Below are 11,690 nucleotides of genomic sequence, written 5' to 3'. Positions count from 1 at the left end.
CAGGGGGATGGGCCGGGACGGTTGCGAAGGGCGAGGATCCGGATGTGGTCATGGCCTGCGCCGGCGACGTGCCGACACTGGAGACGCTCGCTGCCACCGACATTTTGCGCTCGGCGCTTCCGGACCTGAAGGTTCGCGTCGTCAACGTGGTCGACCTGATGACGCTGCAGTCAAATTCAGAGCATCCGCATGGCCTCGCCGATGAGGATTTCGACGCGCTGTTCACGAAAACCAGGCCGGTGATCTTCGCCTATCACGGCTATCCCTATCTCATCCACCGGCTGACCTATCGACGCGCCAACCATGACAACATGCATGTGCACGGTTTTCGCGAGGAAGGCACCACGACGACGCCGTTCGACATGGTCGTGCTCAATGAACTCGACCGTTTCCACCTGGCGCTCGCCGCGATCAAACACGTGCCTGGGCTCGCCGAACGGGCGAAAGATCTTGCCGCCGAACTTCAAGCGAAGCTTGTGGAGCATAGGGCCTATGTCCGCGAGCACGGCGAAGACATGCCCGAGATTCAGAATTGGAACTGGCCCCAAAGCGGTGCGACGAAGGCCGGCGATTGATGCGACAGGCAATTCTCGCGCTGAACGCCGGCTCCTCCAGCATCAAGTTCGGACTATACGACCTTGAACCCTCTGGGGAACTGCAACTCGTCTCGCGTGGTGCGCTGGATCTCGGCGACGCACCGAGGCTCAGCGCGAAAGCGGCCGACGGAACGGTGCAGTGTGATCGGCCGCTTGCGGGAGACGCGCGCAATGCCGGCATCGACGCGTTACTCGACTGGATCGAGAGCGAGCTTGGCGGGCGGAAACTAATCTCCGCCGGCCACCGCATCGTGCATGGCGGGCGCGAATTCGTCGAACCCGTCCGTCTGACGCCTGAGGTGATCGACGCCTTGGACAGGCTGACGCCGCTTGCGCCGCTGCACCAGCCTCGCAGTCTCGCGCCGATCCGCACGCTTGCCGCGCTGCGGCCGGACCTGCCGCAGGTCGGATGTTTCGACACAGCTTTCCATCAGACGATCGATCCGATCGTGAGCCGCTTCGCGCTGCCGCGCAAATACGATGCGGAAGGGATCCGCCGCTACGGGTTTCATGGGCTTTCCTACGAATACATCGCCGGGCGGCTCAAGGAGATATCGCCCGCTCTTGCAGCGAAGCGGACGATCGTTGCCCATCTCGGCAGCGGAGCGAGCCTATGTGCCATGCACGACGGAAGAAGCGTCGATACGACGATGGGCTTTTCCGCGCTCGACGGCCTGGTCATGGGCACACGCTGCGGCGCCATCGATCCGGGCGTGCTCTTGTACTTCGTCCTGGAAAGAGGCATTGCGGCGGAGGCTCTGCAGCACATGCTCTATGAGGAATCCGGGCTGCTCGGAATATCCGGCATCTCAGGTGACATGCGCACGCTGGAAGCGAGCGACGACCCCCACGCGCGCGAAGCGGTGAGCCTTTTTGCGTTCCGGGCCGCAAGGGAGGCCGCCGCGCTCGCCAACACTTTGGGCGGCCTCGAATGCCTCGTGTTCACCGCCGGCATTGGCGAGCGCTCGGCGCCGGTCCGCAAAGCAATATGCGAAAGGCTTCATTGGCTTGGCGTGGCGATCGACGAGCCATCCAATGCCTCCCATGCCGGGATCATAAGCCGGCCGGACAGCAAGGTCGAAATACGCGTCGTCGCGACCGACGAGGAGAGCATCATTGCCCGCCACACGCGGGTGCAAGGGAATGCTCGATAACGCAATCAACGGCACGGTTTCCAACGCAAGGAACCCTGCGCGCCCGCGACCGTTTCCCCATCTGATTACCAAAGGGAGAAATCCAATGGCCGAGACCACCAGCACGGCAGGCGCCTCAAAGGCGACAAACGAAGCCCAGGAGGCGATGAAGAAGCAGATCGCTGAGCTTCGCCGCGAAATCACCAAAATAAATCGGACCCTTTCCGACCAAGCCGAGGAGGCACAGGGCTGGTACGACAGCGCGGCCGACCGGGCCTCGCGCGCGGCCCGACAATTGCGCAACCAGGCGCACACCGTGTCTGAGACTGTCCAGCAGAACCCAGGCACAATCTCTTCGGCGATGGTGCTTGGCGGCGTATTCGGTGTCCTTCTCGGAATTGTGATTGCAAAGAGTTCCGAGCCTGAGCGGCGGTGGTTCTAGGGACAGATGACCACCTTGCAGTGCCGAGCCTGTCTATCGGCAATCAAGCATGGCTTTTGCGCTATCGGCATCCGTTACGATGACCGTCGCCAACCCGGCCCCCGCCACAGCTAGAAGAATGGCATGTTTGTGCGTCCCGCCTGAGGCGATGATGCGGCAGGGGATATTGCGGTAGTCGTCGAGCTCCGGCGAAAGCACCTGGCCGTTGAGAGGGTGGTCGACAGGCTTGCCCCTGGCATCGAGATAGCGGCCCAGGAGGTCGCCGACGGCGCCGGCGGCGATGAGATCACGCGCATCCGTTCCCTCAGGCAGGCCGTAACGCACTTGAAGCGATTGCCGCGATACGTCTCCGACGCTTAGGTAGGAGACATCCACATCATAGGTGTGGGGGAATATCCTCTGGAACACCGATTGGGAAATGATCGCCTCGCGCGATTGCGGGCTCTCCGCGTAGATCGGCGCCGCGAAATAGCAGCATTGCGCGCCCAGGACCTGCGCGAAGCCGCGGACGATCTCGAATGTGTTGATCTCCGAGCCGCGCGTCAGTCCGCCCATCATCGAGCGAACCTCCATCTGCGGCTCGCTGACGGCCGTCATGTGCCGCACGGTTTCCCGCAACGTCGCGCCCCAGCCGACGCCGATGGAGGCAGGCTTGCGGCTTTGGATCAGCCGGTCCAGATAGGCGGCCGCACCCCGCCCGATGACCGAGTGCACCAGCCCGGGATCGCCCGGCGTCGGCACCACGACGGCATCCTGCAGGCCGAACCGGCTTCGCAATTCGGCCTCGATCTCGATATTGGCGGCCAGCGGCGAGTTGAAGCCTATACGCACGATCCCTTCCTCAAGAGCTGCGGCAAGAAGCTCGTTGACCCTGCGGCGGGTGAGATGCATCCGCTCGCCGATCTCAGCCTGCGTCAGACCCTCCACATGATAGAGCCATGCGGCCCGGATCATCAGCTCCTGCTGGTCCATGCGCTCTCTCCTCCCCGTGCCGTGGCCGCTTTCGGTTACAAACGTCACACTGGTGTAGCATTTGTAACTTACGAATCCCGGCGATCTGTTTCCGGCTGACGGGCCGATGTCAGCAAGGAAGTCATGGCCGTTTAGCCGGATAGCAGATTCAACAAGAATAGATCAACATTGATGAATGCTCTAGGTATGGGCAGGATACGCCGTGCTTATTTAGAAGATAGTTATACTAATACTTTGTGCATAAATGTGTAATCTGCGGATTGTCACAAATAATTCATCGGTTCATTGCGAAACAGACACAGTGCTGAACATAAAACCGGTCGGATTGCTTTGGCCACGACTTGCCATTCCCGCAAAAGGAGATTCCGATGTTTTCACTCACTCGGCGCGGCGCGCTTGGTATCCTCGGCGCAACCGCAGGCAGCATGATGCTGCCGCGCTTTGCGATCGGTCAGGGCGCGCGCCCGTCCGTCACCATCGCGGTACAGAAGATCACCAACAACAACACGCTCGACATATGGAACGAGCAATCCAATGTGGGCGAGCGGGTGTTCTTCCCCAATTTCTGGGAAGGGCTGATCCTGCGCAACTGGATGGGCAACCAGGGCCCGGTTCCCGGCCTCGCGACCGAGTGGAAACGGATCGACGATAAGACCGTCGAGCTCAAGCTGCGCCAGGGCGTGAAGTTCCACAATGGCGACGAGCTGACCGCCGATGACGTGGTGTTCAGCTTCTCGGCCCAGCGCGTTTTCGGCGACACGCAGCCGGTCGGCGGCAAGACGATCTTCGAGGACGACCACAAGCCCGCGACGCCAAAGGAACTGCCTGCCACGATACCCGGCATCGGCCGCCGGCTGTGGCCCCGGCTCGCCGGCGTCGAGGCGGTGGACAAACACACGGTGCGTTTCCACAACGCGACCTCGGATGTGACGCTGGAGGGCCGCCTCTATGCCTTCGGCAGCCAGATCGCCAACCGCCGTGCCTGGGACGAGGCGGCGAACTATGTCGACTGGGCGCGCAAGCCGGTCACCACCGGCCCCTATTCGGTCGGCGAGTTCAAGCCGGACGTGTCGCTTACTCTCGTGGCCTTCGACGACTATTGGGGCGGTCGCCCGCCGCTCGAGCAGATCCGTTTTGTCGAGGTTCCGGAGGTCGCCTCGCGCGTCAACGGGCTTCTGTCTGGCGAGTATGATTTTGCCTGTGACCTGCCGCCCGACCAGATTCCCGCCGTTCAGGGCGCCCCCGGCTTCGAGGTGCAGGGCTCGACGATCCTCAATCACAGGGTTTCGGTGTTCAACACCCAGAATCCGATACTCGAAAACCCGCTGGTGCGCCGCGCCATGACCCATTCCATCGACCGCCAGGCGATCATTGAAGCGCTATGGGCAGGCCAGACGACGATTCCGGCCGGGCTACAGTTCCCCTTCTATGACGAGATGTTCGTGCAGGGCTGGAAGGTGCCGGATTATAACCCCGATCTGGCGCGCGAGCTGCTGAAGCAGGCCAATTACAAGGGCGACGCGATCCCCTTCCGGCTCCTCGACAATTACTACACGAACCAGACTGCGAACGGCCAGATTATGGTCGAGATGTGGAACCAGGTCGGCCTAAACGTGCAGATCGAGATGAAGGAAAACTGGGCACAGATCCACGACCCGGCCGGCGTGAAAGGCGTGCGCGACTGGTCAGCCGGATGCGCTTTCAACGATCCTGTTGGCGGCATCGTCAACCAGTACGGCCCGAATGGTGAAGTCCAGCAGAAGAAGGATTGGACCAATGCCGAGGCCAATCAGATGGCCGCGATCTTGGAAACCGGCACCGACCACGCCGCCCGCAAGAAGGCCTTCGCCCGCATGCTGGAAATCTGCGAGCGCGAGGATCCGGTCTATCAGATCCTTCACCAGAACGCGGTGTTCACCGGCATGAAATCGTCGCTGAAGTGGAAGGCCGCACCCGCCTTCGCCATGGATTTCCGCTCCACCAACTGGGCAAGCTGACCAGTAGCCACGAACCGGCTCCGGCAGGGAAACGCCCGCCGGAGCTTTTTCTTTTCACGATGTCCTTCGGGCGGACGGAGCGGAAGCGGATGGCGATGACAGCTGCAACGGCCAATCTGGTGGAACTGCGCAACCTGAAAGTCGCCTTCGACGGCGTTCAGGTGCTGCACGGCATCGATCTCGATGTTGCACGCGGTGAGGCGCTCGGCCTCGTCGGGGAATCAGGATGCGGCAAGTCAGTGACATGGCTGGCGGCGCTCGGCCTGTTGCCCGGCAAGGCAAGCGTGACCGGCTCCGTGCGCCTCGAGGGACGCGAGCTATGCGGCAGCCCGCGCAGCACGTTGGAGCAGGTGCGGGGCGGGCGGATTGCCATGATCTTCCAGGATCCGTCGAGCTCGCTCAACCCGGTCCTGTCGATCGGCCGCCAGATCACCGAGGCGCTGGCCATTCATCGGGGGCTACGGGGCGAGGCAGCGAAGACCGAGGCGCTGAGGCTGATGGACATGGTCGGCATTCCCGATGCCCGCCGCCGCTTCGATCTCTACACACATGAATTTTCCGGCGGACAATGCCAGCGCCTGATGATCGCCATGGCGCTGGCGGGTGAACCGGACCTGTTGATCGCGGACGAGCCGACCACCGCGCTCGATGCGACCATCCAGGCCCAGATACTCGATCTCCTGATCCGGCTGCAGGCCGAAACCGGCATGGCGCTGGTGTTCATCAGCCATGATCTCGGCGCGGTGTCGCAGGTCTGCGAACGCGTTTTCGTGATGTATGCGGGCCGCATCGTAGAGGAGGGTTCGGTCGCGCAGCTGTTTTCCAGTCCTCGCCATCCTTATACACGCGGCCTGTTCGACGCGATCCCGCGCATCGACGGTCTCCGAAAACGGCTGATCCCGATACCGGGCACGGTGCCGAACCCGAAGACGCTGCCAAAGGGCTGCGCCTTCGCGCCGCGCTGCGCGCGCACCACCGCTTTCTGCGAGACGTCGCCACCCTTCCTGCTGCCGCAAAAAGACGGTCGCAAGCTCGCCTGCGCGCACCCGATCGAGCCGGTCGCAGCCGGCAGGGCCGAACGCAGAGTCCCCGAGGATTTTCTGCAATGACGCCGCTGATCGAAGCAAAGGAGCTGGTGCGCATTTACGCGCTCAGGCACGGACCCTTCTCCCGCCCCAGCTTTGTTCGCGCCGTGGAGGATATTTCGCTGTCGGTATTCCCCGGCGAAACGCTGGGCATTGTCGGGGAGTCCGGCTCCGGAAAGTCGACGCTCGGACGAATGCTGCTCGGCATCGATCCGGCCCAGCGCGGCGAGGTGCGCTTCGAAGGGCAGCCGATGCCGAGGCTCGGCACGCCGGAGTGGCGGGCGCTGCGCGCCAAAATGCAGCTTGTCTATCAGGACCCGCTGGCCGCGCTCGACCGGCGGCAGACGATCGCGACCCAGATCGGCGAACCGCTGGACATTCATCGCTTCGGGCCCAGGGAAAGCCGCGCCGGTCGCGTTGAGGAGCTGATGGCGGCGGTCGGCCTGCGCCCCGACCAGGCCGGCAGCTATCCGCACGAGCTTTCCGGCGGGCAGCGCCAGCGGGCGGTGATCGCGCGGGCCCTGGCCGCCCGGCCCAAGCTCCTGGTGTGCGACGAGCCGGTCTCCGCGCTTGACGTGTCGATCCAGGCGCAGGTGGTGAATATGTTGAGCGACCTGCAGGAAGAGAACGGCATCGCCATGATCTTCATCAGCCATGACCTGAAGGTCGTGCGCAACCTGGCCGACCGTGTCGCCGTCATGTATCTCGGCAGGATCGTGGAGGAAGCCTCCTCCGACGTGATTTTCCAGTCGCCCCGGCATCCCTACACCAAGGCGCTGGTTTCCAGCATGCCGGTCCCCGGCAAGAAGCTGGAGGGACGCGTCATCCTCCAAGGCGAGCCGCCCAATCCGGCCGCACGTCCGTCTGGCTGCGCCTTCCATCCCCGCTGTCCCGTCGCGCGCGACATCTGCCGCACCAGCACGCCGGCGCTGCGCCAGATCGAGAAGGGGCGCACCGCCGCCTGCCATGTCGTGGCGGACAACACCGCGATCGCCGCCTGATGGAGCCCGCATGATCCGTTTCGTTCTCGTGCGCGTTATGAGGGCCGTCATCACCATCCTTGCGGTGATGACCTTCGCCTTCGTCGTGCTGCGCATGTCGGGGGACCCGGCCGAGGTGATGCTGGGGCCGGACGTGCCGCAAAATGTCATCGAGGCGTTCCGCAAGTCGTGGGGTCTCGACCAGCCGCTCTGGATTCAATATCTGGCTTACCTCAAGTCGATCTTCACCGGCGATTTCGGCGTGTCGATGCGCGACAAGGCGCCCGCGCTGCAACTGGTGCTGGAGCGCGTGCCGGCCACGCTGCAACTGACCGTTCCGGCGCTCATCCTGAAGCTGCTGATCGGAATTCCGGCAGGCGTCTATGCGGCGCTGCACCGCCAGAGCTTCGCCGATCGCGGCGTGATCCTGCTGGCGATCCTCGGCTTTACCATCCCCTCCTTTGTCATGGGCCTGCTGCTGGTGCTGATCTTTTCGGTGACGCTGGGCGCGTTGCCTTCCGGCGGTCAGGAGACATGGGTGCACGGCATCCTGCCGACGCTCACCATGAGCGTGGGCGGCGTAGGCATACTCGCCCGTTTCTCGCGCAGCGCCATGATCGAGGTGATGGGGCAACCCTATATCCGCACAGCTTCCGCCAAGGGGCTGAAATGGCGCGACGTGGTGTGGGGCCATGCGCTGCCCAACGCAGCCGTGCCGATCGTGACCATCGTCGGCTTCATGGTCGGCTCGCTGATCGCCGGCGCGGTGGTGGTTGAATCGATCTTCTCCTGGCCGGGCATCGGCAGGCTGCTGATTGTCTCGGTCAGCAATCGCGACCTTGCTGTCGTCCAGTGCATCCTGCTCATCGTCGCGGCCACCATGGTGGTGTCGAACCTCGTCGTCGACCTGCTCTACGGCTGGCTCGACCCGCGCCTGCGCTCGCCCGCGAGCCATTGAGGAGAACCGGCATGGCTTCGATCTATCCGGCGACCACACAGCCAAACGCGAGGCAAAGGGCTGGTTTCCTGTCGTCCATTCGCCGCAACCTGCCGCTGAGCGTCGGTCTCGGAATCCTGTGGCTGGTCGCCATGGTGCTGGTTGCCATATTTGCCGACCGCATCCGCCCCTATGGGATCACGCAGATGGATCTCACCAGCCGGCTTTCGCCCCCCGGCATGCTGAAGCACTTGCTGGGCACCGACGAGCTGGGCCGCGACGTGCTTTCGCGCCTCATCCAGTCGATCCGCCTTTCACTCGTCATCGCCTTCGGGGCGACGCTTCTTTCGGCCGTGTTCGGCACGGCGCTCGGCTTCGCCGCCGCGCAGTTTCGCGGTTTGGTCGAGCATCTGGTGCTGGCGCTGGCCGACTTCCAGGCGGCCCTGCCGTTTCTCATCATGTCGCTGGCGGTGCTGGCGTTCTTCGGCTCCTCCATGGTGCTGCTGGTCTGCCTGATGGGTTTTTACGGCTGGGAGCGCTATGCGCGCATCGCGCGCGGTCTCGCGATCTCGGCGGGCGCGCAGGGCTATGCGGCCTCGGTGGTGCAGCTCGGCGCCACGCCGGCGCGGGTTTACCTGCGCCACATCCTGCCCAATGTCGCCTCGACGCTGATCGTTTCGATGACGCTGACCTTTCCCGAGATCATCCTGATGGAAAGCGGGCTGTCCTTCCTCGGCCTTGGCGTCCAGCCGCCGGCGACCAGCCTCGGCAATATGGTCGGCTTCGGCCGCGAATATCTGACCCGCGCGCCGTGGATCATGCTGGCGCCGGCCGCCGTCATCATGCTCACCACGCTGTCCATCTCGCTGGTTGGAGACTGGCTGCGCGACAGGCTCGATCCCACGGTGCGGTGAGATGTCGATCAGTTCTAGGAGACTTCCATGACTTTGATTACTGGCATGACTTTGATCACTGGCATGACTTTGATCACCGGCCATCGCGGCGCCCGCAATCTGTGGCCCGAGAACTCGCTTGTGGGCTTCCGCAACACGCTGGAGCTCGGTGTCGATGCCATCGAATTCGATGTTCACCTGACGGAAATGGGCGAGCTCGTGGTCATCCACGACGCAACGCTCGAACGCACGACGGAAGGCTTTGGACCGGTGCGGAAGCTGACGTTCGAAGAACCGGCAAACGTGAGATTGAAAGATACGGACGAGACCATCCCGACACTGGCGGACGTGCTGGCCGCGCTTTCTTCCAGGGCCGGGCCGGACCTGCATGTCGAGATCAAGACCGACGAAACCGGCATGCCCTATCCCGACATTGCCCGGCGCGTCGCCGAGGAGCTTCGACGCTTCGGCGTGGAGGACAGGACGCATCTGACGTCCTTCGACATTTCCGTTCTGGAAGACTGCCGGCGCCACGCGCCGCAGGTCGCGCGCCTCGTCTCCGTCAATGCTGACTGGGCCGAAAGACAGGGTGGCCTGGCGGCATTCCTTGCTCGCGTCGACGGACTCGTGGACATCATCGCCATCCATCACGAGCTGATGGAGGCGCAATGGGACCTGGTTCGCGCCACGCTGCCGCTCGACCGGCTTTGCGTGTGGACGGTGAACGAGGAGGCGACGATCCGCCACTGGCTGGGACGGCGGATCGGCCGCCTGACATCGGACCGCCCGGACCTCGCCATCGCCTTGCGCTCCGCCGTGGTGACGGCAGCGCCGCTCGAAACCAACCGGGCCTGATCACGCCGATCGGCCGCATAACGACAATGCCAATCTGGCCCCACCTGGAGACAAAGCAAATGAGCAATCTTATCGCAACCGGCTTCAACGCGCAGTCTCGCGACGGCGAGCTGGATAGCCTCGAAGCCGATCTTCGCCGGCTCGAAAATATCGGCGTCGACACCGTCGAGCTTGCGCTCACCAGCATCGATCTCATCGCGGGCGGCCGCATCATCAAGGAGAGGGCGGACAGGCTCGTCGCGTTGACGGCCAAGTTTTCCTTCCGCTACACGGTTCATGGCCTCGTCTCCTCCAACTTCATGGACCCCGCGACCTGCAGGTACCAGCTGCAGGCTGCCAAGGCGCTGGTCGAGATCTGCGACCGGATCGGCGCCCGTATCCTCGTCCAGCATGGCGGTTTCCTGCGCGCCGACCAGCCTCTCTTGCGCGCGGATGCGGACCGGCGCGAGCGCGAGGCTCTGTCCGAACTGGCGGAATTCGCCAAGCCTTACGGCGTACGCATCGCGCTGGAGAACATCTTCACCGCGGAACGGGGGCAATACCGGCAGACGCCAGCGGAGGTGGCCGAGACCGTCAAGGCCGTCAACCATCCCAATCTGGTCGCGCTGATCGACTTCAGTCATGCCTATCTCGAAGCGACCTATCGCGGACTGAACTTCCGCGAGCAGATCCGCGCCATGGCGCCAGTGGCCGGGCATCTGCATGTCCACGATTCCTTCGGCCGCCCACAGGGTTTTTACAAGCCCTACTTTCTGCAGGAAGCGACGGCGCTGGGCCTCGGCGACCTGCACATGCCGCTCGGCTGGGGCGACATCGCCTGGGAGGAGATTTTCAGCGAGCTGGCGTTCCTGCCGGGAACGGTGCTGATGATGGAGATCGGCGAACGCTACCGCAGCGAGCAGCCAGCCAGCCTCGAACGTGCGAAACGCCTAATGGCGCTGAACGGCACGCGCAGTTCCATGGCTGCCGAATGACAGGCCATTTGATTTTGGCCTGAAGGACATTGCAACGGTCGAGACTGTCTGGGTATCGTTGGCATAGTTCGAATTGAGGAGCAGCCGGCCGGATCGGCCGGCCGCACTGCCGCTTAAGGTTCGTATTGGCGACGCAACCAACTGATGGAGAAGATATGCGGCAAGCGCTGATCGTGTGGGGCGGCTGGGACGGACACGAGCCGGAAGAGGGTGCGCGCGTCGTCAAGGCGATGCTCGAAGAGGAGGGATTTGGCGTGCGCGTCGAAACCACGACCGAGATATTCGCCGATCCCGCGATCGCCGATCTGAGCCTGATCGTCCCGATCTACACAATGGCCAAGCTTGCGAAGAACGAGGAGCTCAACCTGACAAAAGCAGTCGAGGGCGGTGTCGGCCTTGGCGGCTATCATGGCGGCATGTGCGATGCATTTCGCGAAGCCACGGAATACCAGTTCATGTGCGGCGGCCAGTGGGTGGCCCACCCGGGCAACATCATCGACTACCGGATCGACATCACCAGGCGCGACGATCCCATCATGAACGGCATCGGTGATTTTTCGTACCGCTCGGAGCAGTACTACATGCATGTGGATCCGTCGAACGAGGTGCTGGCGACAACCACCTTCTCCGGCGAGCACGCATCCTGGATCGAAGGCGTGGTCATGCCGGTCGTCTGGAAGCGCCGGCACGGCAAGGGAAGGGTGTTCTATTCGGCGCTCGGCCATGCCGCCAAGGAGTTCGCGGTGCCGCAGATGCGAACGATATTTCGTCGCGGCCTGGTGTGGGCGGCGCGCTGAGAGCGCTTGCCGGAGCACGCACCGTCGTT

At 63.3% G+C, this 11,690-nt stretch carries 11 protein-coding genes and 1 pseudogene; 11 read left to right on the top strand and 1 reads right to left on the bottom strand.

Features of this window, described 5'->3' with window-relative positions; all coding sequences use genetic code 11:
- The 3 genes and pseudogenes from EOC94_RS20825 to EOC94_RS20815 form a co-directional block, all read left to right on the top strand.
- Positions 1-575 (top strand): annotated as a pseudogene (locus EOC94_RS20825) (phosphoketolase); the annotation flags it as partial.
- The gene (locus EOC94_RS20820) at positions 575-1,750 is read left to right on the top strand and encodes an acetate/propionate family kinase (RefSeq protein WP_185928288.1); all 1,176 of its coding nucleotides are present in this window, start codon (positions 575-577) and stop codon (positions 1,748-1,750) included. The pseudogene EOC94_RS20825 and the gene EOC94_RS20820, both read left to right, overlap by 1 nt.
- A gap of 85 nt (positions 1,751-1,835) precedes the next feature.
- A complete protein-coding gene (locus EOC94_RS20815; protein WP_127293145.1) occupies positions 1,836-2,171 on the top strand; it encodes a hypothetical protein in 336 nt (111 codons plus the stop codon).
- Positions 2,172-2,204: 33 nt separating this feature from the next.
- On the opposite strand, the gene EOC94_RS20810 is transcribed toward EOC94_RS20815, so the two are convergent.
- Complete coding sequence (locus EOC94_RS20810) at positions 2,205-3,143, bottom strand: sugar-binding transcriptional regulator (protein ID WP_127293143.1); 939 nt, start codon at positions 3,141-3,143, stop codon at positions 2,205-2,207.
- Between the two features lie 368 nt (positions 3,144-3,511).
- Between EOC94_RS20810 and EOC94_RS20805 the strand changes: the two genes are divergently transcribed.
- The 8 genes from EOC94_RS20805 (at position 3,512) to EOC94_RS20770 (ending at position 11,661) form a co-directional block, all read left to right on the top strand.
- Positions 3,512-5,140: an ABC transporter substrate-binding protein gene (locus tag EOC94_RS20805; RefSeq protein WP_127293141.1), complete on the top strand. Its 1,629-nt coding sequence runs from the start codon at positions 3,512-3,514 to the stop codon at positions 5,138-5,140.
- Positions 5,141-5,235: 95 nt separating this feature from the next.
- Positions 5,236-6,249: an ABC transporter ATP-binding protein gene (locus EOC94_RS20800; RefSeq protein ID WP_127293139.1), complete on the top strand. Its 1,014-nt coding sequence runs from the start codon at positions 5,236-5,238 to the stop codon at positions 6,247-6,249.
- Positions 6,246-7,226, top strand: coding sequence for an ABC transporter ATP-binding protein (locus EOC94_RS20795; RefSeq protein WP_127293137.1), 981 nt, complete (start codon positions 6,246-6,248; stop codon positions 7,224-7,226). The genes EOC94_RS20800 and EOC94_RS20795 overlap by 4 nt, the downstream gene beginning before the upstream one ends.
- Before the next feature lie 10 nt (positions 7,227-7,236).
- A complete protein-coding gene (locus EOC94_RS20790; protein ID WP_127293135.1) occupies positions 7,237-8,163 on the top strand; it encodes an ABC transporter permease in 927 nt (308 codons plus the stop codon).
- Positions 8,164-8,174: 11 nt separating this feature from the next.
- The gene (locus tag EOC94_RS20785; RefSeq protein ID WP_127293133.1) at positions 8,175-9,056 is read left to right on the top strand and encodes an ABC transporter permease; all 882 of its coding nucleotides are present in this window, start codon (positions 8,175-8,177) and stop codon (positions 9,054-9,056) included.
- Positions 9,057-9,119: 63 nt separating this feature from the next.
- On the top strand, positions 9,120-9,890 hold the full coding sequence (locus EOC94_RS20780; protein ID WP_127293165.1) for a glycerophosphodiester phosphodiesterase family protein: 771 nt from the start codon (positions 9,120-9,122) through the stop codon (positions 9,888-9,890).
- Positions 9,891-9,949: 59 nt separating this feature from the next.
- Positions 9,950-10,864, top strand: coding sequence for a TIM barrel protein (locus EOC94_RS20775; protein ID WP_127293131.1), 915 nt, complete (start codon positions 9,950-9,952; stop codon positions 10,862-10,864).
- Positions 10,865-11,019: 155 nt separating this feature from the next.
- Positions 11,020-11,661, top strand: a complete 642-nt coding sequence (locus EOC94_RS20770; RefSeq protein WP_127293129.1) for a ThuA domain-containing protein — start codon at positions 11,020-11,022, stop codon at positions 11,659-11,661.
- Positions 11,662-11,690 lie beyond the last annotated feature (29 nt).

The organism is Mesorhizobium sp. M6A.T.Ce.TU.016.01.1.1 (assembly GCF_003997065.1).
GTDB classification, from domain to species: Bacteria; Pseudomonadota; Alphaproteobacteria; order Rhizobiales; family Rhizobiaceae; genus Mesorhizobium; species Mesorhizobium mediterraneum.
The sequence above is the reverse complement of the archived record's forward strand: the minus strand, read 5'-3'. Positions and strand labels throughout refer to the sequence as shown.